We start from the raw sequence: 25,013 nt of genomic DNA on the forward strand, positions 1-25,013 counted from the left end.
CTGTACGAATTCGTCCGCAGCGGAACGCCACGACTCACCGGCATCCCGCAGCCGCGATGCTACTCCCCAACGCGATACATCGCGATACAAATTTCGAATCCCGTACGAACCCCGCGCCCGGCCCCCGCGGGCCACCGCGCAGCCCCTCGCCGGTCACCGCCCGGCGCCGCCGCCGGTCACTCCGCCACCGCGTAGCCCGCCTCGCTCAGCGCCGCGCGCACCGCCGCGCAGTGCGCCGGGCCCTTGGTCTCCAGATGCAGCTCCACCTCGACCTCGGTCAGCCCGAGCCGCGGATCGGTCCGCACATGCCCGATGTCCAGGACGTTCGCATCGACCAGCGTCAGCACCCCGAGCATCGTCTCCAGCGCCCCCGGCCGGTCCGTCAGCCGCAACCGCAGCGAGAGGTAGCGGCCGCCGGCCGCCATGCCGAACCGCAGGATGCGCTGCATCAGCAGCGGGTCGACGTTCCCGCCGGACAGCACCGCCACCACCGGCCCCTCGAAGGCCTTGGGATCGGCGAGCAGCGCCGCCACCGGGCTCGCCCCGGCCGGCTCCACCACCAGCTTCGCCCGCTCCAGGCACAGCAGCAGCGCGCTGGAGAGCTCGTCCTCGGAGACCGTACGAACCTCGTCCACCAGCTCCCGGACGATCTCGAAGGTCACCTCGCCGGGCCGCCCGACCTTGATGCCGTCCGCCATCGTCGACAGCCCCTCGACCGCCACCGGACGCCCCGCCGCCAGCGACGGCGGATAGCAGGCCGCGCCGGCCGCCTGCACCCCGATGACCTTCACATCCGGCCGCAGCGCCTTGACCGCGAGGGCGATACCCGCCGCCAGCCCGCCGCCACCGACCCCCACCACGATGCTGCGCACCTCCGGGCACTGCTCGAGGATCTCCAGACCGACCGTGCCCTGTCCGGCGATGACGTCGCGGTGGTCGAAGGGGTGGATGAAGACCGCGCCGGTCCGCCGCGCGTACTCCTCGGCGGCGGCCAGCGTCTCGTCCACCACCTGGCCCTCCAGCCGCACCTCGGCGCCGTACTCGCGGGTCGCGGCGACCTTCGGCAGCGGCGCGCCGACCGGCATGAACACCGTCGAGCGCACCCCGAGCAGGGACGCCGCGAGCGCCACGCCCTGTGCGTGGTTGCCGGCGCTCGCGGCCACCACACCGGCCGCCCGCTCCTGCGCGCTGAGCCCGGCGATCCGCACATAGGCGCCGCGGATCTTGAACGAGCCGGTGCGCTGGAGGTTCTCGCACTTCAGGTGCACGGGGGCGCCGACCAGCCCGGACAGATAGCGGCTGCCCTCCATCGCCGTGGCCCGGGAGACCCCGGAGAGGATCTTGTGCGCCTCGCGTACGTCATCGACCGTGATCGGACCACCGGCGAGCCGGCCGGAGGCAGAGGGCGCGGAAGGGGAGGGGTGGTGCGGCGTACGCGGCGAAGGAGCGGCCATGTCGCCAGTCTCGCAGTTCGCCCGGCGCCCGGCCGGTCCGTCCAAGGGGCGGGCAGGGGTTACAGGGCGTTATCAAAATGGGCAGCACAGGTACGCTCCGCGCCGGGTCCGCGTACGCTGTCCTCCCACCCATACGCATATCCATCGAAGCGAGCTCCCGGCCATGCCCACCTCTTCGGACATGACGACCCACACCGATCCCGCTCTCCTCGACGCGCTGCAGCACCAAGTGGCCGTCTTCGCCCGCCGCGCGGAACAGAGTCGGCTCGGCGGCGTCGGACAGGCGCGCAACTCCATGGACCGCGCCGCGTATCTGCTGCTCAACCGCCTCGACCAGGAAGGCCCGATGGGCGTCAAGGCCCTGGCCGCCGGCATGGGCATCGACTCCTCGACGGTCACCCGGCAGGTCGCCCCGCTGGTCGACTCCGGGCTGGTCAGCCGTGCCACCCACCCCGAGGACGGCCGGGCGGTGGTGCTCCAGCTCTCCGAGCGCGGGCACGCCCGGCTCGACGAGGTGCGGGCCTCGCGCCGGGCCCTGATGGCACTGGTGACGGAGGGCTGGTCCGAAGAGGAGCGCGAGGCCTTCACCACGCTCCTGACCCGCTTCAACGCCTCCCTCTCCGACATCACCGCGTCCCTGGCGCCGGCGGGCCCGACCTCCTGACGCCGAGGGGCACGACGCCCCACCCGCCGCGCACCGCGACCGGCCCGCCCGGCTCGTGGCCGCCGCAGCCGTGCACCGGCCCTGACCGCCACCGCCGCCGTCCGTCACCACCCCCGTGCACACGGGCGGTGACGGACCGGCGCGGCGGCCGGCCCGTCGGCCCGGTGCCCGGATGATCAGCCCAGGGCCTGCGCCAGATCGGCCAGCAGGTCGTCAGCGGACTCGATGCCGACCGAGAGGCGTACGAGGTCGCCGGGGACCTCCAGCGCCGAACCGGCCGTCGAGGCGTGGGTCATCCGCCCCGGGTGCTCGATGAGCGACTCGACACCGCCCAGCGACTCCCCGAGGATGAACAGCCCGGCGCGGTTGCAGACCTCCACCGCCGCCTGCTCGCCGCCCGCGACCTGGAACGACACCATGCCGCCGAAGGAACGCATCTGCTTGGCGGCGATCTCGTGGCCGGGGTGCTCGGACAGCCCCGGGTAGAAGACCCGGGTCACCTTCTTGTGCGCGACCAGCATCTCGGCGATCCGTGCCGCGTTGGCGCTGTGCCGGTCCATCCGTACGGCCAGCGTCTTGATGCCGCGCATCACCAGCCAGGCGTCGAACGGGCCGGCGACCGCGCCCATCGCGTTCTGGTGGTAGGCCAGTTCCTCGCCGAGGGTGTCGTCGTTGACGACCAGGGCGCCGCCGACCACGTCCGAGTGGCCGCCCATGTACTTGGTGGTGGAGTAGACCACCACGTCGGCACCGAGGGCGAGCGGCTGCTGCAGGTAGGGGCTGGCGAAGGTGTTGTCGACGACGAGCCTGGCGCCCGCGTCCCGCGCGATACCGGCCAGCGCCGCGATGTCGCTGATGCCGAGCAGCGGGTTGCTGGGCGTCTCCACCCAGATCGCCTTCGTACGGGGCCGCAGCGCCGCGCGGACGGCCTGCGGGTCGGAGGTGTCGGCCACCGACCACTCCACGCCCCACCGCTCGACGACCTTCGCGAAGAGACGGAACGTTCCGCCGTAGGCGTCGTTGGGGATGACGACATGGTCGCCGGGGCTCAGCAGGGTCCGCAGCAGGCAGTCCTCGGCGGCGAGGCCGGAGGCGAAGGCCAGACCGCGGCGGCCGCCGTCCAGGGCGGCGAGGTTCTCCTCCAGGGCGGTACGGGTCGGGTTGGCGCTGCGGCTGTACTCGTAGCCGCCGCGGAGCCCGCCCACCCCGTCCTGCTTGTACGTGGACACCTGGTAGATGGGCGGCACCACCGCACCGGTGGCCTCGTCTGGCTCCTGACCCGCATGGATGGCAAGGGTCTCGAAATGCTGGTGGCGCTGGTCGCGCTGATCGCTCATGCCTGCCGAGGGTAGTCGGCTCCGGCCTTCCCGGAACTTTCTGGTTCGCTGGATAGTGGATACATACAAGGGCACCGCACCCGGGTTCCCGCCGCGCCACCCCCGCACCACCCGGCCCCGCCGCACCGCTACAGGTACAGGACACCTCACATGGACGCTCTGCTGGTTCTCCTCGCCGCGCTCGCGCTCGGCGGCTTCGTCTTCCTGCCCTGGATGCGCCGCCGACGGGCCGCCGCCCACACCCAGCAGGGTCTGGTGGTGGCCGCCGACCCGATGGCGGGCTACGGCTTCGTCCCGCTGGAGGAGCTGGACGTACGGCTGCCGGGCCCCGACGAGGAGCTGGACGCCGCACTGGCCGAGATGCGCCGGACGCACGACTGGCGCCCGGCGGCCGAGCTGCTGAAGTCCACCGGCGACGACTGGGAGCGCCGCTGGCAGCGGGTGCAGACGCTGGCCGGCGCGGCCGCGTTCGAGCTGGCCCAGGGCGGGGAGGAAGCGGGCGGCGGGCACCGGACCGGCGGCATCTGGCTGCGGACCTGGCGGTCGGAGGCGCCCAAGGACCCCGGCGGCGCCCAGACGCACGCCCAGTTCCTGGTCGTCCAGGCGCTGCGCGACCCGGGCTCGCAGGACTTCCGGATGATCCTGGAGGAGGCCCGTACGGTCTGCCGGGAGGCGGCCCTGCTGGCCCCCGGCAGCCCGATCCCGTACATCACGGAACTGGCCGTCGCCCGCGGCCTGGGCGACCGCCCCGCCGACTACGAGGAGCTCTGGTCCAAGGTCGCCCAGCGCGCCCCGCAGCACATGGGCGCCCACCTCGCGGCCCTGCCCTACTGGTCGCAGAAGTGGCACGGCTCCCGCAAGGAGGCCGAGGCCTTCGCGGAGCGCGCGGCGTCCGCCGCCCCCGCGGGGACCCTGCTCCCGGCGCTCCCCCTCTTCGCGGTCTACGAGCACCTCCCCGAGGCCAACATGGTCCGCAGCCTCTACCAGAGCGCGGTCGTCGAGCGCGCCATCGAGGGCGCCCACTTCGCGCTCCGCGAGGCCCCCGCCGACCACCCCATGGCCCCGCACGTCCGCCATCTGCTGGTGTGGTTCCTGGTCCGCGCCGAGCGCTACGCCGAGGCCATGGAGCAGCTCCGCCTGGTCGACGGGCACGTGGGCGCCGTCCCCTGGTCCTACGGCCACAGCCCGGCCGCCGAGTACGCCGCCTACCGCGCCCTGGCCATCGCCGGCTGGGAACAGCTCGGCGGAACATCGGCGGGCTTCCCACCGGCGGGCAGCTAGGCGGGCTTCCCACCGGCGGGCAGCTAGGCGGGCTTCCCACCGGCGGGCAGCTAGAGGCATCGGCGCACCGGTCCGACGGAACGCCGTACCACCCCGGACGGACGGAAATGCCGTACCGCCCCCAGTCCGACGGAATTGCCGTACGGCCCCCAGTCCGACGGAATGCCATACCGTTCCCGGACGTTGCCGTCACTGGAAGCTCAGCGCATCCCGCCCAGCCCAGCCCCACTCCTCCCACCCACTCCCGCCCGGCCCCGCCCACTCCCGCCCTCTCCCTCCCGGTCCCCGTTCTCCCTCCCCACCAGGAGCCTGATCCCATGCTGTTCTCCCGCTTCAAGACCCACCTGCCCACCCCCGAGGAGGCCCTTGAGGGCCGCCCCGAGCGGGCCTTCGCCGTCCCCGACCGGCACACCGTCCTCGGCAACCCGCTGCTCGGCCCGTATCCGGACGGCCTGGAGATCGCCGACTTCGGCCTGGGCTGCTTCTGGGGCGCCGAGCGGAAGTTCTGGCAGACCAACGGCGTATGGGCCACCCTCGTCGGCTATCAGGGCGGGCACACCCCCAACCCCACCTACGAAGAGGTCTGCAGCGGCCACACCGGCCACACCGAGGCCGTCCGCGTCGTCTTCGACCCGGCGGTCGTCCCGTACACCGCTCTGCTCAAGCTCTTCTGGGAGTCCCACGACCCCACCCAGGGCTTCCGCCAGGGCAACGACGTGGGCACCCAGTACCGCTCCGCGATCTACACCCACTCCCCCGCCCAGCAGCAGGCCGCCGAGTCCTCCCGCGACGCCTACCGCACCGTCCTGCGCACCTCCGGCTACTCCGACATCACCACCGAGATCCTCCCCGCCGACACCACCCGCCCGTTCTATCCGGCGGAGGGGTACCACCAGCAGTACCTCGACAAGAACCCCGCGGGATACTGCGGGATCGGGGGGACTGGGGTCTCCTGCCCGGTGGGTGTGGCCAAGGCCGACGGCTGACGTCACCGCGTGGGCTTTGGAACCTACGCGCGCAGGGTGCGCGACGAACAGTTGTCACTCCCCCTACGGCACACGGCCCTGAGGTGCGCCGTAGGGCACTACTGCCCGCTCGGCTTCCACGCGACCTGGGCTTACCTCGCCGCGACGGCATGCCCCTCCCCCGACCTCCGCAGAGACCCAGCAGCCCTGCTGCGCGCGCTGGAGACCTTGGAAGAGAGCCGAAGGGTCCGGCTCAACGAACTCGCTGCCTTCGCCGCCCAACGTCAGGTCGAGAAGGCAGCTGGCAGACGAACCCCCGGCCTCATCGACACACCCCGGATGCGGGGACCTCACTGGCCCGGCGAAACCGCGCCCTCCCGCCTGGGACTCGTCGCCGCCGTAGCCAACCGCCACACGGACTTCCGACGCCTCCCTCTCCCGGACGAGACCCTTTCCCGCGCCGGCCAGACACAACAACTGACCGAGCTGCACGCCCGCCTCGACAACTGCGCCATCGCATACCTCACGCACCTCGGCCACGTAGAAGCCCCGACACGGGACGCTCTGACCGAGACCATCCACGAAATCGAGCGCCTCGTTCGCCCGGGCTACGCACCCCTCAACACCCATCTGCTCATGTGGCTGCGCTTCGCACGCCTCGTCGCCTACGCCGCGGCGGCCCCTAGTGGCCAGTGAGCACTGCTGCCAGCAGTAACTTCAACGGGTACTGCTGGGTGGGGCTTTCCTGCCCGGTCGGTGCGGCGCGCCAGCCGAAGCCTGATCAGATAGCAGAGGGTCCCTCGTCTGTACGGTGAGCCAGCTGATGCCACTCGTGCCCACACCCGCTGGCACAGTACCGCTCACGTCGACGGGTGTCGGCGATGGCCAGCAGCGCGATCAACAGTCGAAACGCCCTAGGAAGGTCGTACGGCGGGGATGCGGACATGTGGAGCCGCCATCGGGTCAGCATCACAGCCGGTGTGTACGTCGGGCGTATACCGGAGCGCGCAATCGCCTCCGGGACGTCTTCCTCTGTCGCCCGCGCCTGCACGCAGAAAAGCTCCAGCTCCCTCACGACCAGACGTTGCTCGGCCTCCGGACAGTCGACGAACCATTCCATGCCCTCCGCCCTAGGACGAAGCCCTTGGGCAAGCTCGTTGACGACGACCTCACGCTCGTACACGTCCCCCACCCCTCCGGCGAGGTAGCGCGTCAGCCCGCGCTCCCCTGCAAGTCAATCAGGGCCAGGTCCAAACACCTGAGCAATGTTGCAGGCGGACTCAGACACCAGCAGTACCTCGACAAGAACCCCGCCGGGTACTGCGGGATCGGGGGGACTGGGGTCTCCTGCCCGGTGGGTGTGGCCAAGGCTGACGGCTGACATCAGCGTGTGGGCTTGGGGCCTGCGTGCGCAGGGTGATTGTCGTCTTCGGTGCCCGGACAGGGTGAGAAGGTCGCGAAGGCGGCTGCTGGCGGCCTGGGGTCGCGGAAGTCGCGGGTCCTACGGGATGAAGAGGTCCGCCAGATAGGTCGGTTGGGCCTCTATCTCCGCATAGCGCCCGGTCTCCTTCGACCAGGCGACGTTCCCGGCGGTGAGGGCGTGGAAGTCCCTGACGCAGCGGAGCGCGTCGGCGATGACGTCGTCGGAGAGGCCGGCACGTGCCAGCCGCTCGGGCAGGACCTGTTCGAGATCGAGGATGCGCTGGACGTATCCGGCCTGCATCACGGCCACTCGCTCCACCGCCTCCTGGAGGCTGCACCGGTGGTGGTGGCAGATCACCGTGACGGCGTTGAACGCGTAGTCGTGGGCGCGTTCTTTGGACAGCGAGTAGAGATCGTTAATGCAGGCATTCGCATAGATCACTGCCTCTCGCATGTCCGCGAAGGCGGGATTCGCATGCAGTTGGTCGGGCAGGTCCACACCGATACCGATCTCCACCAGGTCCAGGACGGCATCGAATGCGAATGAGGCACGACGGTGGGCGAGATATTGCTGTAGGCCGGGTACGCGCCCTTCCTCCCGATGAATCATGTCGGCTCGGTAGCTGTCGAAATACCACAACAGGTGCGGGACAAATCTGCGCTGCCAGGCGGGAGAACGGACAGCCGCGGTACGGCGCCACAGATCGGCCAGGGAACGCGCCAGTCGCCCACTCGTGACGTTTCCGTCGAATACGGCGAACAACGGCCCGAACGCGTCTTGCCACTGCTCGGGGCGGTAACCGCGCACAGGGTCGTCGTCGAACTGGTCGTCCAACTGGAACAGCCACGCGTTCCACTGGGTGATCAGCGTCAGCGCCTCCTGGGAGGCGTTGGGGCACAGCCAGGCGGTGAGCCGGTCCACACGAGTGCGCTGCACATGCCGGCGCGCCTCCTCGGTGGGCACCAGACCGAACTCGTCCCACCACGCCTCAGCGGCGGCCGCGGCCTCCTGGAGTTCCGGATTGAGCTCTGCCCGTACGGGTATGTAAAGGTCCGGTATTCGGAAATTTTCCATACGTCAGCTCGCTCTCGGTAATTCTCTGCCATTCGCGGCATCCAGCGACATTGCCGATACGGCATGCCAAGGTCCGCATGGAGCATGACCAGGCAGTCCCAACCACCGATGTAAATTACCCTGCCGGTCGATGACGTTCGACAGAGGTCTCGATTCTTTGGTGATCTTCGACTTGCGTCGGGCAGTGCCACGGACGGGAAATTCGATTGACCGTGGATGTAAGTGCCCTGCGAATTCGGCGAGTTGAGGAAATTCCGGGGCGGGCGGGCCCGGTCAGCTGCGGCGGTCGGGCTTGTTCAGACGGGCCAGGAGCAGAGCGACGTCGTCACCCAGGCCGTGATCCTTCTGCGTACCGGCGAGGAGGCCCTCGACGACGGTCTCCAGGTCCGCCGTGGGAGCCCCTCGCAGACCCTTGAGAAACCTCTCGAAGCCCTGGTCGATGTCCTTGTTCACGGCCTCGAGCAGGCCGTCGGTGGTCAGCGCGAGCACGCTGCCCGGAGCGATGCGCAGGCGGGTGGTCGGGTACCGCTGCTCCCGGTCGATCCCCAGGGGGAGGCCGCCGGGGACCTCCAGGAGGCGCGGCGGCTTGCGGGGGGTGATCAGCGCTGGGGCCGGATGGCCCGCCCGGCACACCTGGAGCCTTCCGTCGGAGGGGGTGAGCGCGATGTAGCAGCACGTGGCGAACAGGGCCCTGTCCGGGTCGGTGTTCAGCTCGGCCAGCAGGCGGTTGGTGCGTTCCAGGACGGCCGCAGGCGGGTGTCCTTCGTTCGCGTAGGCGTGCACGGCGGTGCGCAGCCGCCCCATCAGAGACGCGGCGTGCACGCTGTGTCCCTGCACGTCTCCGATGACCAGGGCCACGCCGCCGTCGGGCAGGCTGATGGCGTCGTACCAGTCCCCACCGATCCACATGCCGGAGGTGGCGGCCTGGTAGCGGGCGGCGATGGTCACGCCCGGCACCGTGAGCGGCCCGCGCGGCAGCATGCCGCGCTGGAGCTCGGTCGCGAGCGCGTGTTCCGACTCGTACATACCGGCCCGCTCCAGCGACTGGGCGAGCAGTCCCATGGCGGCGACCAGGAGGGCCCGCTCCTCGGGCAGGAACTCCTGCGGCTCGGGGAAACCTACGAGGCAGGAACTGACGCGACCGCGCGAGTCCGTGAGCGGCAGTGCCGCCCACGCCTGTCGGGCCGGCTGCTCCAGCGGTGCCAGGTGCGGATAGCCGCTGATCAGCGCGTCCGCGGAGCCGATGAGGACGGGCGCCCCGCGGTCGAGCGACTCCTCCACGAGGGTGCGGACCGTGGCGTCGAGGACTCGTATGGCGTCCTCCCCCTGCTCGTCGTCGGCGCAGGAGGCGACGACGGACAACCCGTCCCTCTCCGGGGCGATCACCGCCAGCGCGCCCGCTCCGAAGGTACGCAGTCCCGCCTGCGCGGCGGCCATGATGTCCTTGACCGTCACCGCGGCGGCCAGAGCCGCGGTCAGCTCCTGCATCCAGCGGTCACGGCTGGCGCGCTCGTACAACCGCAACCTCTCCGCGTCGTGACGCTCACGGACGGCCGTGGTGTCCATGACCACACCCACCATGCGGGCCGGCAGTCCGTCGTCCCCGGGCAGGACGCGGCCCCGGGCTTCGAGGGACCGGTGCCGGCCGCCGTCGGAGGTGACGCGGTACTCGATCTGGTAGTTGCCGCAGGATTCCGCGATCGCCCCCAAGGCATCGCGCACATCGGCCAGGTCGGACTCGTGCACCGCGGCCAGGAAGCTCGCAATGTCCGACGGGCCGCTCTCGGGCATGCCGTGCAGTGCGAGGGTGACCGGATCGCAGCTCACCTCGCCGGTGGAGATCTCCCAGCAGAAGAAGCCCGCCTGCACGATGCTCGCGTTGGCCTGGAAGGCGCCGGGACCGGACTCATCCTCCCGAAATACGGCAGTACGCACCGGCCGGACGTCTTTCACTGGATCTCCCTGCGGGGGCGTGCGCTACTTCGCTCCGAGGAACCGACCGGGCTCGAGCGGATGGGCCACGCAGTGTAACGGGCAACCGATGGAAACCAGCCAGTGAGGCGAGTCGAGAGCCTGCGGGACTGCGACACCATTCCCTCCTAGATGCGAACGGGCTCTTGCAGCAGAGAGCGCTCCCGCCCTTCCAGGGAAGATCGCCGGGCCGACCCGGCTGTGGCCGGATCGTGCGCATGCTAGTGACTTCCTGGATCTTGCGCCAGACGTCCCGCCCGGCAGACACCGTCGGCCTGGCGGGACGGGTGGCACCGCGTCACCGGCTGATCATGGTCGTCCGTGTCGTGCCGCCGTTCGACGCGCGGTAGCTGTCACCACTGATCCTCTCGGGTGCCGGTATCGGAGCGGGGCTGCTGTCGTGAGTGGCGGCAGTCGGGGGGCGGCAGTCGGGGCGGGGCGGCAGTCGGGGGGCGGCAGTCGAGGGGCGGCGGGTGTGCGTCACGGTCGGACCGCGCGGAAGCGGAAGTGGTCCTTGGTGACGTCGACGACGATGCCGGGGGCGGCGAAGCCCGCCGCGCGCAACCGGGCCGGGAGGGTCTCGGGCGGCACGGGGACGTAGGTGTCGCGCAGATGGACGAGGCGGAAGCCGCGGCTCGCGCGCCCGTCGCAGCCCGCGAAGACGCCGCCGGGGCGCAGCACCCGCAGCGCCTCGGCGAAGAGTCGGTCCTGCTGCCGCGGCGTGGGCACATGGTGCAGCATCGTGAAGCAGACGACGGTGTCGAAGGCGGCGTCCGGCAGCGGCATCGCGGTGCCGTCTCCGTGGACGACCGCGATCCGGTCGCCGTACTGCGCGCGCAGCCGCTCCGCCGCGTCCCGGTCGACCTCCAGGACGCTCAGCCGGCCGCCGGTCCGACGCTCCAGCACCCGCGTCGTGGCGCCGTATCCGGGCCCGATCTCCAGGGTGTCGGCGCCCAGTTGCACCTCGTCGAGGGCCCAGGGCAAAAGGTCCTTCTCCACCGCGCGGGCCCATATACGGGAGCTGCACAGCCACTGGTGATATCGGTTCATGGAAGGCATGGGCCGAGGGTAGGAAGCGGCGCGGGCCGACCACCACGCGACAGGGGGACATGTTGTATCGCAGGACGGACAGCGGTGCGCAGCCGGACGGGCACGAGGGGCCGGCCGGGCGGGTGGCACCGACAGCGCGGGTGGCGCCGGCCGGGCAGGTGGCGCCGACGGGGCCGCCCGCCGGCGCGGCCGTCGTCGTGGGGAGCTTCGCGATGGACGGCGGGCAGTGGTTCGAGCGCCATCGCCACGAGCACCACCAACTCGCCTGGGCGGGAAGGGGGGTGCTGGCCGTGCGGGCCGTCGGCAGCACATGGGTGCTGCCGCCGTCGATGGCGCTGTGGATCCCGGCGGGCACCCACCACTCCACGGGTGCCGCCGGTCCGGCGCTCTTCCGCAGCCTGTACTTCCTGCCCGGGCGCTGCCCGGTCGACTGGTCGGCGCCCACCGTCGTCGGTGTCCCACCACTGCTGCGCGAGCTGATCTGCTACCTGGCGGACGACACCCTGGCCGCGGCCGCCCGCGAACGGGCCGAGGCCGTCGTCCTGGACCAGCTGCGTCCGGTGTCGGTGGCGACGGTGCAGGCCCCGATGCCCCGCGACCCGCGGGCGCGCCGGGTCGCGGAGGCACTGCGCGCCGATCCCGCGGACGGGCGGACCCTGGCGGAGTGGGGCGCCCGGGTGGGCGCGAGCGGCCGGACGCTGGCCCGCGCGTTCGTGGCCGACACCGGTATGCCGTACGGGCAGTGGCGCACCCGGGTCCGGTTGCAGGCCGCGATGCCGCTGCTGGCCGGCGGTGCGACCGTCGCGGCCGTGGCGGCGCGGGTGGGCTACGCCTCCCCGAGTGCGTTCGTCGCGGCCTTCCGACGTGCGGTGGGGGTGCCGCCGGGGGTGTACTTCGCGCCGTAGGCGCCTGCCGGGGACGCGGGAGTGCGCGGGGTTCAGCCCTCGCCGAGGCGGGCGCGGTCCGCGGCGGCCCTGCCCTGGTGCCAGCCGGCCGCATCGTTCACGCCGCGCAGGCGGACCGGCGCGGTCTCCGGGAAGAGGGCGCCGGTGGTCTCCTCGACGGCGAGTTCGCGGGCGGCGAGGACCGGGAGGAGGTCCGGGGCCGTTGGGGCGGACTCGGCGGTGGCGGCGGCCGTGGCGGCGGCGGTGGCCGCCGTGAGCCGGTCGCGGATGCGGTCGGCGTACCCGACGAGGAAGGTCTGGCGGAAGTCCCGGGTGCGGCGGGAGCGACCGCCGACGACGGGGGTGCCGCCCCGCTCCTTCAGCGCGCGGCCGTGGTCGTCGCCCGCGCGGTTCATGGCCGTGGTGGCCTGCAGCAGCAGGGAGGTGTAGAGCATCTCGGCCGCCTCCAGGTCGGGCGGGAAGCCGACGACGGTGGAGAAGCCGACGTCGGCGGCCCAGACGGCCTGGCAGCGGTTGGCGGTCGCGACGGCGTCCAGCAGCAGCGCCTTGGCCTGTTCGTACGGCCCCTCGATGCCGATGCGGATCGCCGACGGGCCGCCGGCCGGGCCGCCCGGCGAGCCGTCCGCGGTGTCGAGCAGCGCCTCGTCGATGCTGTGCCGGGCCATCAGCTCCTGCGCCTTGGCGGACAGCGCCTCCGCCTCCTGCGCGTAGTTCGTCGCCTCGGCCTTGGCGAGCAGGCCGCGGATGCGCCCGAGGGCGCGCGATGCGGCGTCCCCGGCGCGGCGCCCCGCCGCGGCCCCGGTCCCGGTCCCGGTCTCCGGCGGGGTCGGCAGCGGGGTGAGGGCAGCCGGGCCAGGACGCGCAGCGCCGCCAGCACGTCGTAGGCGGTCTCGAAGCGGGAGGTGCGGCGCCGCGCGGCCACCGCGTCGAGGTAGCCGCGGTCGGACTCCCACCACACCTCGGCGCCCAGCTGTTGCAGCTGCTCGGACCAGCGCGTGCCGGGCCGGTGGCGGGTCGCGGCGGGCCGGGCGTGCTCCGCGGCGACGGCGTCGACGACCAGCGCCACCAGCGTCGCGTCGGCCGCCTCACGCCGGACGATCCGCTCCAGGTCGGCGGGGTGCCAGCCACCCGCCCAGCACTGCCGCACCCCCGCCACCGCGGCCTCGACCACCGCCGCGCTCACCGCCTCCCAGCCGGGCTCGGCGGCGGCCAGCATCGAGGCACCCGCCTCTATGGCGTCCTCGGCCCGGGCGCCGTCGGGTGCGTAACGGACGCTGCCGAGCACCTTCGCGACCAGCTCGTCGGCCGCCGACGACCGGGCCCCGCCGCGCCCTTTTCCTCCGCGCTCGCTCACCCGGTCACTCTACGGCCGCTCGTGCCAGGGCCCGTCGGGCGGCGTCGCGGCGCCGGCACGGCGTCGTCCTGCGCCGGCTCCCGCAGGCCGTGGACGACGACGCCCGGCGCGCCGTGGGTACGGCGCGCCGGGCGTCGGTCAGGTCGTGCGGCGCGGCGCGATCGCCCGCGCCGCGCGGACCACTGTGGGGCTCTGTGGGGCGCTGCCCGCGGATCACCGCGGTGCGCTGCCCGCGGGTTACGCCAGGGCGCTGCCCGCGACCCACTGCGACCAGTCCATGTTCCAGCCGTTGAGGCCGTTGTCGGGCTTGATGGTGCGGTCCGGGGAGTTGACCACCTTCACCACGTCGCCGGTCCGCGAGTGGTTGAAGAACCAGGCGCCGTCCGTCTTGGGGTTGTCGGCGCCCTTGACGTCCTTCAGGCCGATGCAGCCGTGGCTGGTGTTGGCGGTGCCGAAGATGCCCTTGCCCCAGTAGTTGCCGTGGATGAAGGTGCCGGAGGCCGACAGGCGCATGGCGTGCGGTACGTCGGGGATGTCGTACTCGCCCTTGCCGTTCTTCTTCTTGAAGCCGACCGTCGAGCCGTCCATCCGGGTCTGCTTGAACCGCTCGGAGATGACCATGTCGCCGTTGTAGGTCGGGTTCTCCTTGCCGCCGGCCGAGATCGGAATGGTCTTCAGGACCCGACCGTCGCGCACCACGGTCATCTGGTGCGTCTTGGTGTCGACGGTGCTGACCTGGGCGCGGCCGACGTGGAAGCTGACGGTCTTGCTCTGGATGCCCCTGACACCCGGCGAGGCCTCGACGCCGCTCAGGCCGAGCTCCATGGTGACCTCGGTGTTCGCCTGCCAGTACTCCTGGGGGCGGAAGTCCAGCCGGGTGTCGCTGAACCAGTGGCCGACGACGTGCTGGTTGCTGCTCGCCGAGACATTGATCACGGACTCCACGGCGGCCTTGTTCTTGATCGGCTTGTCGAAGTTGATCGACACCGGCATGCCGACGCCGACGGTCGAGCCGTCCTCGGGCGTGAAGTTCCCGATGAAGCTGCTGGACGGGGTGAGCGTGGTGAAGCTGGAGTTCTCCACCGCCTTACGGCCCTGGGAGTCCACCGCACGCGCGGTGACCTTGTACTTCGTCGAGCGGTTCAACGGCTGGTCCGGCTGCCAGGAGGTGCCGTCGGCCGCCATCGTGCCCTTGACCGTCCGCCCCGACTCGACGGAGGTCATCGTGACGTCGGTGAGCCGTCCGCCACTGACCGTGACCTTGGCGGGCTTGCTGAGGCTCGCGTGGGTGTCACCGTTCTTCGGCAAGATGGTGATCTTGGCGTCGGAGACGTCCTTCGCGGCCGCCGCGTCCACCTGCTGGGCGCTCTCGTGACGGGTGTCGTCAGCACCGACACCGCCTCCATCAGCCGCGCTGCTGGCGCCACACGCCGTCAGCGTGAGTACGCCCCCGAGCAGCGCGGCGCTGGCTATGAGGCTCTTGCGGCGCTTGCTGTCCGTCATCACACGCATCTCCATTGCTACCGAATTCGCATACTTTCCCCGAGCTGACCGCCCGCTGAGCGCAGGCATATCTGGACGCCGACATTCCGGCCGACGCCATTTGAACGCCTTTTCCGTTTCGCCCGTTCCATTCGCCCGAAAAGTGTGGGGTAGGCCACTACGGGGACCCGCCCGGCGGGCCGGAATCGCTTCGGCCGTCACGCAGGGTGCGCGACCCGAGGCACCGGGCCACCCGCGACCGCTCCACGTAGTCGGCCCCCGTGCGGGCGGGACGCCGCACGGGGGCCGTGGCCGGTGGGGGTACGGGAGCGGCGCCCGGGTCAGCCCTCCCCGTCCGCATCGTCCGCCAGGTCCCACTCCGCCGCGTCCCACTCGGCTTCGGGGTCGTAGTCGGTCAGCTCCTCGCTGCTCCAGGAGGCCTGGGCGAGCTCCGCGCCCGGCACCGTGGTGACGAGGTCGAACGGGTCGACCAGGTGGGCCAGCGCCTCCGCCGGGTCCTCCTTGACGGTCTCCCGGGACTGCCTGCGCTCCTCGTCCGGCAGCGACGTATCGCCGTCGATGCGCTCCAGGGCGGCGCCGGTCAGCTGCCCGGCGTCGGTGACCTCCATGATCAGTTCGACATGAAGCCGCACAAAACGTGATGTCTCACCATTGCTCATAGCACGGAGGTTAGGCACGGACGGCTCCCGACTTCCCCGCGACCCGCGGCGGTCACTAACATCTGCGCTCAACGGCCAATTCGCCGAACCCACAAGGGGGATCGCTTTCGTGACCGCACGACGACCACTGCTGACCGCCGCCGCCGCGGGATCGGTACTGTTCGCCCTGTGGTTCGTACCGTCCGCCAACGCGATCGTGGGCACTGACGGAGCGACAGATTCCGGTCTGCGGGCGGCCTCCGCGCCGGCCGAACCGGGGCCGGCGGAGCAGCCGGGCCCGGCGGACGGGCCGGACCGGGCGAGCCGCACGGGGAGCGACGCCAAGGCCCCCGGGCCCGCCGCGCCCCAGCACTTCCTCGCCGACACCGGCAGCCCGGACACCACCCCGTACGTGATCGGCGGCGCCGGCTGCCTCGCGCTCGGCGCCGCACTGGTCGCCTACTCCGTACGCCGCACCCCCGACGAGACGGCCTGACCGCCTGCGCGCACGGCCTGACCGCCCACGCGCACGGGTAGGCCCCGGGTGCGGGCCCGGGGCCTTAGGGGTGAGGGGAACAGATCCCGTAGGGGTCGCGAGGGCCCCCTGCGGGGCCACAACGCGGCGGTTTCGGAGGGTATTCCGACGGCGAGCGGCACACCTCGTCCACCTGGGCCCAGCAGACCCGGTCGCCGCGGTCGCCGCGGTCGCCTCAGCAGACCGGGCCGCCGCAGTCGCCTCAGCCGACCCAGTCGCCTCAACCAACCCAGCCGTCGCCCTACGCCAACTCCCCGGTGACCGACTCCGCGGCCGCGACCAGCTTCCCGGCCCGTACGAACGCGTAGGCGGCCTCCAGGTCCGGCGCGAGGAAGCGGTCCTCGCCCGGCCCCTGGATGCCCGCGGCGCGCACCGCGTCCAGCACCGCGCGGGTGGCGGGCGCCGGCGTCAGCCCCTCGCGCATCTCGACGGCGCGGGTCGCCGCGTACAGCTCGACGGCGACGATCCGGGTCAGGTTGTCGACGGCGGTGCGCAGCTTGCGCGCCGCGGACCAGCCCATCGAGACATGGTCCTCCTGCATGGCGGAGGACGGGATGGAGTCCACCGAGGCGGGCGCGGCCAGCCGCTTCAACTCGCTGACCAGCGCGGCCTGGGTGTACTGGGCGATCATCAGGCCGGAGTCGACGCCCGGGTCGCCGGCCAGGAAGGCGGGCAGCCCGTGGGAGCGGTTCTTGTCCAGCAGCCGGTCGGTGCGGCGCTCGGCGATGGAACCGAGGTCGGCGGCGGCGATGGCCAGGAAGTCCAGCACATAGGCGACCGGCGCGCCGTGGAAGTTGCCGTTGGACTCCACCCGGCCGTCGGGGAGCACCACCGGGTTGTCGACCGCCGACGCCAGCTCGCGGTCGGCGACCAGGCGGGCGTGGTCCAGGGTGTCCCGGCCGGCGCCCGCGACCTGCGGGGCGCAGCGGATGGAGTAGGCGTCCTGGACGCGGGGGGCGTCGTCCTGGTGGTGCCCGGTGAAGCCCGAACCGGCCAGCACCTTCAGCATGTTGGCGGCCGAGGCGGCCTGCCCGGGGTGCGGGCGGATGGCGTGCAGCTCGGGCGCGAGAACCTTGTCCGTACCGAGCAGCGCCTCCAGGGAGAGGGCCGCGGTGATGTCCGCGGAGGTGAAGAGCCGCGCGAGGTCGGCGCAGGCCATCACGAGCATGCCGAGCATGCCGTCGGTGCCGTTGAGGAGGGCCAGGCCCTCCTTCTCGCGCAGTTCGACGGGCGCGATGCCGTGCGCGGCCAGCAGCTCCCCGGCCGGGCGCACCACGCCGTCGGGGCCCTCCGCCTCGCCCTCGCCCATCAGCGTCAGCGCGCAGTGCGAGAGCGGTGCGAGGTCGCCGGAGCAGCCGAGGGAGCCGTACTCGTGGACGACGGGGGTGATGCCGGCGTTGAGTATCGCGGCCATGGTCTCGACGACCAGCGGGCGGACGCCGGTGTGCCCGGAGGCGAGGGTCTTCAGCCGCAGGAACATCAGCGCGCGGACCACCTCGCGCTCGACGCGCGGGCCCATGCCGGCCGCGTGGGAGCGCACGATGTTGCGCTGGAGCTGGGCCCGCAGCTCGGGGCTGATGTGGCGTACGGCCAGGGCGCCGAAGCCGGTGGAGACGCCGTAGACGGGGTCGGGCTTGGCGGCGAGTTCGTCGATGAAGGCGCGGGAGGCGGCGACGGCCGCGAGGGCCTCTTCGGACAGCTCGATCCGGGCCGCGCCGCGGGCCACCGCGATGACGTCCTGTGCGGTCGTGCCGGACGTCCCCAGCACCACAGTGTGCATATCCATATTCAGGCACCCTAGAGACTGAATCGCCGGATGTCACCACCGGATTTCGGGATCACCCCTTACCGGGGGTGACCGCGAGCGCCCGGCGGCGCCTTCCCCAAGATCTGCCGCCTCACCTCCTGAAGCGCCGGCGCTCCGGCCCCGGCCGCCGGTCCGGGGCGTCGGCGAGCCGTACGACCGGGTCGTCCCTGCCACCGTGTCGTCCGGCGACCACCGGCTCGCCCGAGCCCGCCGCCTTGGCCTTGTACTGCGCGGCGTCCGCGAGCCGGAAGAGCCGGCGGCCGCTGCGCACCGGGCCGATCGGGTCACCGGTCGAGGCGACCCCCACCGCGACGCCCTCGCCGAGGTCCAGCTCACCGGCCCGCCGACACAGCTCGGCGGCCACCTTGACCACCTCGTCGGCCGGCGGGCCCACCGCGAGCAGGCAGAACTCGTCGCCGCCGAGGCGGGCGGCGAGCGTACCGGGCAGCATCGCGCCGCACAGCGAGAGCACCGACCCGAACCGCTCCAGCAACCGGTCGCCCACCGCGTGGCCGCGCGAGTCGTTCACCCGCTTGAGCCCGTTGAGATCGCACACCACCAGACTGACCACCGCGCCCTCCCCGCGGTGCAGCTCCAGCGCCTCGTCCAGCCGCATATCGACGGCCCGGCGGTTGGCGAGGCCGGTCAGCGCGTCGGTGAAGGCCAGCCGCCGGGCCTCCGCCAGCCGCTCGGTCTGGGCGATCCCGGCGGCCGTCACGGCGGCCAGCACGCTGGCGAAGTCGGCGTCCGCCCGGCCGAAGACGGGCTCCGCGGCGCGCCGGGCGACGTACAGCTCGCCCCACGCCCGGCCGTGCAGCACGATCGGGGCGACCACGCAGCAGCCCCGGCCCCGGCGGCGCAGGGCGGCCACCCGCTGGTGGTTGTAGGGGCCGTCCCGGCCGTCCTCCGGCCCGCCGGGTCCGGGGCTCCCCGGGGGAGGGTCCGCCTCGGCCGTCTCCACCCAGGCGCTGGGCTCGCCACCGCCGGCCCACTGCTCGTGCAGAAAGCCGACGATCTCCGGGAACTCGTGCACCGGGTAGCTCTCGCCCTCGGGGAACTCCTCCTCGCCCTCGGCGAGTTCGCCGACGTTGACCAGCACCCGCAGCTTGCCCAGCTCGCGCTCCCACTTCGAGATCGCCGCGAAGGAGCCGCCCAGGGCCAGGCGCACGCCCTGGGCCGCGGCGTGCGCCGATTCGCGTGGGGTGTGCGCGGCCGCCATCGCCTGCGCCAGCTCCACCACTGCCCGCAGCCTCGCATCGCCCTCGCCCGTCACCGGATCCTCACATTCCGTCACCGTGAGCACGCTCTGTATTACAGCGTAGGAATGTTTAGCCCCTTTCGCCCCTTTGAGTGCGGGAATGACACCGGGGCGTTATCCACGTCGTGGCTGGTGGGGGCCGAAATGAGGGCGAGAGGGGTTTCGGTTACGGTGAGTCACTGGAGGCGGGCGACCCGTGGCGGCCCGACTCACGCACAGCGCCTCGCTCACCGGGCCACTGCGACCCGGCCTCACTCACCGGGCCACTGCGGGTCCCGCTTCTCGTTGAAGGCCGCCACGCCCTCCGCGCGGTCCCCGGAGAAGGCCACACTGCGCCAGGCGCCGTCCTCCAGGTCCAGGCCGGTGCGCAGGTCCAGGCCGTGCCCCAGGCGCAGCGCGCGCTTGGCGGCGCGCAGGCCGACCGGCGAGTTGCGGGCGATCGTCGCGGCCAGCGCCAGCGCCTCGGCCCGGTCCTGACCGTCCGCCACCAGCTGGTCGACCAGTCCCAGCTCCGCCGCCTCGGCCGCCGGCACCCGCCGGGCGGTGAAGATCAGTTCGGCCGCCCGCGCGGCGCCCACCCGGCGGGGCAGCAGCTGGGTGCCGCCCCCGCCGGGGATGACGCCCACCGACACCTCCGGCAGGCCGACCACCGCGCTGCCGTCCGCGACGATCAGGTCGCAGGCCAGCGCCAGCTCAAAGCCGCCGCCGAGCGCGAAGCCGTGCACCGCGGCGATGGTGGGCACCGGCAGCTCCAGTACGCCCGTGTAGGCGGCGCGGGTGTGCGGGCGCTGGCGCATCAGGTCGGCGTCCGTGAAGGAGTTGCGCTCCTTGAGGTCGGCGCCGACGCAGAACGCCCGCTCGTAGGTGGAGGTGAGCACCACCGCCCGTACGGAGCGGTCCGCGGCCAGCTCGGCGCAGGCCTGTGACAGGCCGTCAGCCATCGCCGTGGAGACCGCGTTCATGGCCTTGGGGCGGTCCATGACCAGTTCCGCCACGTGGCCATGGCGCTCGATGCCGACCCACTCGTCCGCGCCGAACCGCTGCATGGAACCCTCCCGTGTTAACGAACGTTGACCTGCTCGACTGGGGGGATCATGCCAGGCGGGGGCCCGGCGGGACAGGGGGTCGGGGCACCCGTCGCGCCACCGGGGCCGGTCAGCCGCGCCGGGTCAGCAGCCACGGCTCCACGACGCCCAGGCCGCGCACCGGCCGCTGCCACATCGGCTGCAGCGCGAAGCGGTAGGACGGCGGCGCCTCGCCCGTGCCCTCCTCGGCCGCCTTCTCCGCGGCCGCGGCGTCCGCCTCGGAGATCGGCGCGTCACCGATCCGGCCCAGTTCCTCCGCGAAGGCCTCGTCCACCAGGACGGTGTCCTTCGGGGCTATCGAGGTGAGCCGGCTGGCCAGATTGACGGTCGTGCCGAAGACATCGCCCATCCGGGTCGTGACCGTGCCGAAGGCGATGCCGACCCGCAGCTCCGGCATCGTCTCGTCGTGGCTCATCGTCTCGATCAGCCGCAGGCCGATCTCGGCGGCGATACCGGCGTCGTCGGCGGAGAAGAGCACCTCGTCGCCGAGGGTCTTGATGAGCCGGCCGCCGTGCGCGGCCACCAGGTCCGAACAGGTGGTCTCGAAAGCCTCCACCAGCTCGCCCAGTTCCTCCTCCTCCAGACGGCGGGTCAGGCGGGTGAAGCCCACCAGGTCCGCGAACCCGACGGCGAGCCGGCGGTCGACCATCTCCACGTCGTCCTGGGCCCGTACGACCCGGCCGGTGGCCGCGGCGAGCTGCCGCCGCCAGACGTAGACCAAGAACTCCTCCAGCTCGGGCAGGAGCAGCTCCACCAGCGGATAGGTGATCTCCGTACGGGTCAGGCCGGAGTCCTGGGGCTCGGTGAGGCCCTCCAGGAAGGAGTCGATCTGCCAGTCGGCGAGGCGGGCGGTGGTCTGGCCCGTGGAACGGGCGACCTGGACGGCCATCGCCTCGCTCAGCAGTCCGGCCTCGACCAGGCCGGCGAGGCGGCGCAGGGCGAGTACGTCGGCCTCGGTCAGGGCCTTGACCTGGCCGATGTCGGCGAAGCCCATGGCCCGCCAGAAACGGGCCGCCAGGTCCATGGAGACACCGGCGCTGCGGGCCGCCTGGAACGGCGTGTAGCGGCGGTCGGCGCCGAGGATGAGTTGTTCCAGGCGCAGGGCGATGCTGTTCTCGTCGCCCTCGTCGAGGGCCCCCGGCGGGTCGCCCGCGGGCACGTCGCGTACGGCATCGTCCTCGGTGTCCGTCGCGCGCGGGGCGGCGCCCGAGTCGTCGGCGGTCACCGGCCGCTCCCTGTCCGATCCCTGCGCACTGCCCTTCCGATCACTGCTCGCCGGTGGTCCGCTCCCTGGCGGACCGCCTCAACGATACGGCACGGGTGTGCCGTGGCTCACAGGTGCGGGTGCGTCGTGCTGGGCCGGGGCGGAGCCGTTGGTGGTTTCGGTTGTTCCGGGGCGCCATGGCACGAGCCCCCGGGTGCGGGTACTCCGGGGCGGAGCCGTTGGTGGTTTCGGTTGTTCCGAGGGGCGCGGTGGCGCTAGCCGCGGGGTGCGGGTGCGCCGGGGCGGAGCCGTGGGTGGTTGGCGTTCATGTGGGGGCTGCCCGGGATCGTGGTGTGGCTCCTCCCCGGTGTGTCTACCGCGGCTGTCCGTTGCCGTCTCCTTCGGCTCCTCCGGCCGGGCGCAGGTGGATGATGTCGCCCGCGCCCACCGGCTGCTGTACGCCGTCCGCCGTGGCCAGGACCAGGCGGCCGTCGCCGTCGATGGCGACCGCCTCGCCGACGATGTCGGTGCCGCCGGGGAGTTCGGCCCGCACCGTGCGGCCCAGCGTGGCGCAGCCGGCCGCGTAGGCCTCCTGGAGCCGGCTGGCGGCGGGGTCGCCGTCGGCGGTCTGCCACTCGCCGTACCAGTGGTCCAGGGAGCGCAGTACGGCGCGCAGCAGCGGGTCGCGGTCGGTGGTGCGGGCGCCGGCCAGCGCCAGGGAGCCCGCGCCGGGAACGGGCAGTTCGTCGGCGGTGAGGGTGACGTTGAGGCCGATGCCGACGACGACGCCGTCCGCGGCCCGCTCGGCGAGGATGCCGCCGGCCTTGCGCTCGGCGCCGTCGACCGTGACCAGGAGGTCGTTGGGCCACTTGAGTGCGGTGTCGACGCCGGCCGTACGCGACAGCGCGGTGGCGGTGGCCACTCCGGCCAGCAACGGGAGCCAGCCCCAGCGCTCGACGGGCACGCGGGGGGTGAGGTAGACGGAGAAGAACAGGCCGGAGCGCGGGGGCGCCGACCAGGTGCGGTCGAGGCGGCCGCGCCCTGCGGACTGCTCCTCGGCCACCAGTACGGCGCCCTCGGCAGCGCCCCGGGCAGCGCGCCCGGCCAGGTCGGTGTTGGTGGAGCCGGTGGCGGGGACGACGTCGAGGGAGGTCCACAGGGCGCCGGGGCGCACGAGGGCACGACGCAGCGCGTCGGCGTTCAGCGGGGGACGGCCCAGATCGCTCCAGCGGCCGGCGTCTTTGTCCCGGTTTCCCGGTGGTTGAGGCGTCATGGCACCAGCCTAGGTGTGGTCAACGACGCAGTGCCGCTGAGCAGCCCCGCCGATACGCTACGAGTCGGTAGCCATACACGTACCACCCTCAGTACGAGCACCAGTCCAGGACGAGCAGGAGCCGCATCCCGATGTCCGAACCGGAAGCAAACATCCACACCACCGCGGGCAAACTGGCGGATCTGCAGCGGCGGGTCGACGAAGCCACGCACGCCGGGTCCGCCCGTGCGGTGGAAAAGCAGCACGCCAAGGGGAAGCTGACGGCGCGTGAGCGCATCGATCTGCTGCTGGACGAGGGCTCGTTCGTCGAGCTGGACGAGTTCGCGCGGCACCGGTCGACCAACTTCGGGCTGGAGAAGAACCGCCCGTACGGCGACGGTGTGGTGACCGGCTACGGCACGGTCGACGGCCGCCCGGTTGCCGTGTTCTCCCAGGACTTCACGGTCTTCGGCGGGGCGCTCGGCGGGGTCTTCGGCGAGAAGATCGTCAAGGTGATGGACTTCGCGCTCAAGACCGGCTGCCCGGTCATCGGCATCAACGACTCCGGCGGCGCGCGCATCCAGGAGGGCGTGGTCTCGCTGGGCATGTACGGCGAGATCTTCCGGCGCAACACGCACGCGTCGGGCGTCATTCCGCAGATCTCGCTGATCGTCGGCCCCTGCGCGGGCGGCGCGGTCTACTCCCCCGCCATCACCGACTTCACGGTCATGGTCGACCAGACCTCGCACATGTTCATCACCGGCCCGGACGTCATCAAGACGGTCACCGGCGAGGACGTGGGCTTCGAGGAGCTGGGGGGCGCGCGGACGCACAACACCACCTCCGGCGTGGCGCACCACATGGCGGGCGACGAGAAGGACGCCATCGACTACGTCAAGGCGCTGCTGTCCTACCTGCCGTCCAACAACCTCTCCGAGCCGCCGGTCTTCCCCGAGGAGGCGGACCTGGCGACCTCGGACTACGACCGCGAGCTGGACGTCCTGGTCCCGGACTCGGCGAACCAGCCGTACGACATGGTCACGGCCGTCGAGCACGTCCTGGACGACGGCGAGTTCATGGAGACCCAGGCGCTGTTCGCGCCGAACATCGTCACCGGCTTCGGGCGGGTCGAGGGCCATTCGGTCGGCGTGGTCGCCAATCAGCCGATGCAGTTCGCCGGCATCTTGGACATCAAGGCCTCGGAGAAGGCCGCACGGTTCGTGCGCACCTGCGACGCCTACAACATCCCGGTGCTGACGTTCGTGGACGTGCCGGGCTTCCTGCCGGGGACGGACCAGGAGTACGACGGGATCATCCGGCGCGGCGCCAAGCTGATCTACGCGTACGCCGAGGCGACGGTCCCGCTGATCACGGTCATCACCCGCAAGGCGTTCGGCGGCGCGTACGACGTCATGGGCTCCAAGCACCTGGGTGCCGACCTGAACCTGGCCTGGCCGACCGCGCAGATCGCGGTGATGGGCGCGCAGGGCGCGGTCAACATCCTGCACCGCCGCACCCTGGCCGCCATCGAGGACCCCGCCGCGCAGGACGCCAGGCGCCAGGAGCTGATCCAGGAGTACGAGGACGCCCTGCTCAACCCGTATGTGGCGGCCGAGCGCGGCTACGTCGACGCGGTGATCGAGCCGTCCGAGACGCGCCGGCACATCGTGCGCGGGCTGCGCGCGCTGCGCAACAAGCGCGAGGCGCTGCCGCCGAAGAAGCACGGCAACATCCCGCTGTAGGAGGGTGGTCGCAGATGATCAAGGTCGTGCGGGGCAACCCGACACCTGAGGAGCTGGCCGCCGCACTGGCGGTGGTGCAGGCCCGTGCCGCGGCGGCCGCCGCCGGCGCGGCGCCCAAGGGCGGCGCCGGCGGCAGCGAGTGGTCCGATCCGGCGTCCACGATCCCGGCGCGCGCCCGGGTGCCGCACCCCGGGCCGCGGGCGTGGCGGACGAGCTTCTGGCCCCGTTAGCCGGGCTGGGGCAGGGGCCGTTGTCGGTTGCTGTTCACGTTGCGGTTGCGGTGATCGTTCGTCGAGTCGAGGGCGGACGAGCTTCTGGCCCCGTTAGCCGGGCCGGGGCAGGGGCCGTTGTCGGTTGCTGTTCACGTTGCGGTTGCGGTGATCGTTCGTCGAGTCGAGGGTTGCCGTTCACGGGCCGCGCCGACCGGCCGGAGCACCCGGCCACCGGCCGGCCAGGTCGGTGCATGGTGCATTGACTAGTCCTTCGGGCCGTGGCGCCTGAGTACGCGTAC

Annotated in this window: 23 protein-coding genes and 1 pseudogene; 9 read left to right on the forward strand and 15 right to left on the reverse strand. The window is 72.2% G+C overall.

From position 1 onward, the window contains the following. Nucleotides 1-176 precede the first annotated feature (176 nt). On the reverse strand, nt 177-1,454 hold the full coding sequence (gene ilvA, locus ACFWZH_RS20010) for a threonine ammonia-lyase (protein WP_384432522.1): 1,278 nt from the start codon (nt 1,452-1,454) through the stop codon (nt 177-179). A gap of 163 nt (nt 1,455-1,617) precedes the next feature. Between ilvA and ACFWZH_RS20015 the strand changes: the two genes are divergently transcribed. Then, on the forward strand, nt 1,618-2,118 hold the full coding sequence (locus ACFWZH_RS20015) for a MarR family winged helix-turn-helix transcriptional regulator (RefSeq protein ID WP_384432525.1): 501 nt from the start codon (nt 1,618-1,620) through the stop codon (nt 2,116-2,118). 176 nt (nt 2,119-2,294) lie between these two features. On the opposite strand, the gene ACFWZH_RS20020 is transcribed toward ACFWZH_RS20015, so the two are convergent. After that, nucleotides 2,295-3,455: a cystathionine gamma-synthase gene (locus ACFWZH_RS20020; protein WP_384432528.1), complete on the reverse strand. Its 1,161-nt coding sequence runs from the start codon at nt 3,453-3,455 to the stop codon at nt 2,295-2,297. Between the two features lie 150 nt (nt 3,456-3,605). On the opposite strand from ACFWZH_RS20020, the gene ACFWZH_RS20025 reads away from it, so the two are divergent. From ACFWZH_RS20025 to ACFWZH_RS20035, 3 genes are all read left to right on the forward strand, one after another. Further along, nucleotides 3,606-4,736, forward strand: coding sequence for a hypothetical protein (locus ACFWZH_RS20025; protein WP_384432531.1), 1,131 nt, complete (start codon nt 3,606-3,608; stop codon nt 4,734-4,736). Between the two features lie 317 nt (nt 4,737-5,053). Further along, entirely contained in the window at nt 5,054-5,722 is a 669-nt protein-coding gene (gene msrA / locus ACFWZH_RS20030) for a peptide-methionine (S)-S-oxide reductase MsrA (protein ID WP_384432534.1), read from the forward strand. A 9-nt stretch (nt 5,723-5,731) separates the two neighbouring features. Further along, entirely contained in the window at nt 5,732-6,397 is a 666-nt protein-coding gene (locus ACFWZH_RS20035; protein ID WP_384432537.1) for a hypothetical protein, read from the forward strand. Nucleotides 6,398-6,482: 85 nt separating this feature from the next. Here ACFWZH_RS20035 and ACFWZH_RS20040 read toward each other — a convergent pair whose 3' ends face one another. Continuing rightward, nucleotides 6,483-6,884 carry a DUF5958 family protein gene (locus ACFWZH_RS20040; RefSeq protein WP_384432540.1) on the reverse strand — a complete coding sequence of 134 codons (402 nt, stop codon included), beginning with the start codon at nt 6,882-6,884 and terminating at the stop codon, nt 6,483-6,485. Nucleotides 6,885-6,986: 102 nt separating this feature from the next. Here ACFWZH_RS20040 and ACFWZH_RS20045 point away from each other — a divergent pair. Then, nucleotides 6,987-7,082 (forward strand): annotated as a pseudogene (locus ACFWZH_RS20045) (peptide-methionine (S)-S-oxide reductase); the annotation flags it as partial. 120 nt (nt 7,083-7,202) lie between these two features. On the opposite strand, the gene ACFWZH_RS20050 reads toward ACFWZH_RS20045, so the two are convergent. From ACFWZH_RS20050 to ACFWZH_RS20060, 3 genes are all read right to left on the reverse strand, one after another. Beyond that, nucleotides 7,203-8,087, reverse strand: coding sequence for a hypothetical protein (locus tag ACFWZH_RS20050; RefSeq protein ID WP_384432543.1), 885 nt, complete (start codon nt 8,085-8,087; stop codon nt 7,203-7,205). Nucleotides 8,088-8,471: 384 nt separating this feature from the next. Then, the gene (locus tag ACFWZH_RS20055) at nt 8,472-10,151 is read right to left on the reverse strand and encodes a SpoIIE family protein phosphatase (protein WP_384432545.1); all 1,680 of its coding nucleotides are present in this window, start codon (nt 10,149-10,151) and stop codon (nt 8,472-8,474) included. 498 nt (nt 10,152-10,649) lie between these two features. Further along, on the reverse strand, nt 10,650-11,228 hold the full coding sequence (locus ACFWZH_RS20060) for a class I SAM-dependent methyltransferase (RefSeq protein WP_384432548.1): 579 nt from the start codon (nt 11,226-11,228) through the stop codon (nt 10,650-10,652). A gap of 50 nt (nt 11,229-11,278) precedes the next feature. Here ACFWZH_RS20060 and ACFWZH_RS20065 point away from each other — a divergent pair, with 50 nt between their 5' ends. After that, the gene (locus ACFWZH_RS20065) at nt 11,279-12,124 is read left to right on the forward strand and encodes an AraC family transcriptional regulator (protein WP_384432551.1); all 846 of its coding nucleotides are present in this window, start codon (nt 11,279-11,281) and stop codon (nt 12,122-12,124) included. Nucleotides 12,125-12,156: 32 nt separating this feature from the next. Here the strand turns inward: ACFWZH_RS20065 and ACFWZH_RS20070 are convergent, their stop codons facing one another. The 4 genes from ACFWZH_RS20070 to ACFWZH_RS20085 form a co-directional block, all read right to left on the reverse strand. Next, entirely contained in the window at nt 12,157-12,870 is a 714-nt protein-coding gene (locus tag ACFWZH_RS20070) for a DUF2786 domain-containing protein (RefSeq protein WP_384432598.1), read from the reverse strand. Beyond that, complete coding sequence (locus tag ACFWZH_RS20075) at nt 12,789-13,478, reverse strand: hypothetical protein (RefSeq protein ID WP_384432554.1); 690 nt, start codon at nt 13,476-13,478, stop codon at nt 12,789-12,791. The genes ACFWZH_RS20070 and ACFWZH_RS20075 overlap by 82 nt, the downstream gene beginning before the upstream one ends. A gap of 237 nt (nt 13,479-13,715) precedes the next feature. After that, a complete protein-coding gene (locus tag ACFWZH_RS20080) occupies nt 13,716-14,981 on the reverse strand; it encodes an Ig-like domain-containing protein (protein WP_384432557.1) in 1,266 nt (421 codons plus the stop codon). Between the two features lie 320 nt (nt 14,982-15,301). Continuing rightward, nucleotides 15,302-15,640, reverse strand: coding sequence for a hypothetical protein (locus ACFWZH_RS20085; protein ID WP_384432560.1), 339 nt, complete (start codon nt 15,638-15,640; stop codon nt 15,302-15,304). A 109-nt stretch (nt 15,641-15,749) separates the two neighbouring features. On the opposite strand from ACFWZH_RS20085, the gene ACFWZH_RS20090 reads away from it, so the two are divergent. Further along, complete coding sequence (locus ACFWZH_RS20090) at nt 15,750-16,115, forward strand: hypothetical protein (RefSeq protein ID WP_384432563.1); 366 nt, start codon at nt 15,750-15,752, stop codon at nt 16,113-16,115. Nucleotides 16,116-16,395: 280 nt separating this feature from the next. Here ACFWZH_RS20090 and hutH read toward each other — a convergent pair whose 3' ends face one another. From hutH to ACFWZH_RS20115, 5 genes are all read right to left on the reverse strand, one after another. After that, on the reverse strand, nt 16,396-17,940 hold the full coding sequence (hutH, locus tag ACFWZH_RS20095; RefSeq protein WP_384432566.1) for a histidine ammonia-lyase: 1,545 nt from the start codon (nt 17,938-17,940) through the stop codon (nt 16,396-16,398). 112 nt (nt 17,941-18,052) lie between these two features. After that, the gene (locus ACFWZH_RS20100) at nt 18,053-19,180 is read right to left on the reverse strand and encodes a diguanylate cyclase domain-containing protein (RefSeq protein ID WP_384432601.1); all 1,128 of its coding nucleotides are present in this window, start codon (nt 19,178-19,180) and stop codon (nt 18,053-18,055) included. A 290-nt stretch (nt 19,181-19,470) separates the two neighbouring features. Then, nucleotides 19,471-20,265 carry an enoyl-CoA hydratase/isomerase family protein gene (locus ACFWZH_RS20105; RefSeq protein WP_384432569.1) on the reverse strand — a complete coding sequence of 265 codons (795 nt, stop codon included), beginning with the start codon at nt 20,263-20,265 and terminating at the stop codon, nt 19,471-19,473. A gap of 109 nt (nt 20,266-20,374) precedes the next feature. Then, on the reverse strand, nt 20,375-21,529 hold the full coding sequence (locus tag ACFWZH_RS20110) for an adenylate/guanylate cyclase domain-containing protein (RefSeq protein WP_384432572.1): 1,155 nt from the start codon (nt 21,527-21,529) through the stop codon (nt 20,375-20,377). Nucleotides 21,530-21,881: 352 nt separating this feature from the next. Further along, complete coding sequence (locus ACFWZH_RS20115; protein WP_384432575.1) at nt 21,882-22,781, reverse strand: biotin--[acetyl-CoA-carboxylase] ligase; 900 nt, start codon at nt 22,779-22,781, stop codon at nt 21,882-21,884. 131 nt (nt 22,782-22,912) lie between these two features. Between ACFWZH_RS20115 and ACFWZH_RS20120 the strand changes: the two genes are divergently transcribed. Together ACFWZH_RS20120 and ACFWZH_RS20125 are read left to right on the forward strand one after the other, a co-directional pair. Next, nucleotides 22,913-24,502 (forward strand): acyl-CoA carboxylase subunit beta, encoded by a 1,590-nt coding sequence (locus ACFWZH_RS20120; protein ID WP_384432578.1) that lies wholly within the window; start codon nt 22,913-22,915, stop codon nt 24,500-24,502. A 14-nt stretch (nt 24,503-24,516) separates the two neighbouring features. Then, nucleotides 24,517-24,732 carry an acyl-CoA carboxylase epsilon subunit gene (locus tag ACFWZH_RS20125; protein ID WP_384432581.1) on the forward strand — a complete coding sequence of 72 codons (216 nt, stop codon included), beginning with the start codon at nt 24,517-24,519 and terminating at the stop codon, nt 24,730-24,732. Nucleotides 24,733-25,013: the final 281 nt, after the last annotated feature.

Origin of the sequence: Streptomyces sp. NPDC059008, assembly GCF_042749045.1 — a bacterium.
Classification (GTDB): Bacteria; Actinomycetota; Actinomycetes; order Streptomycetales; family Streptomycetaceae; genus Streptomyces.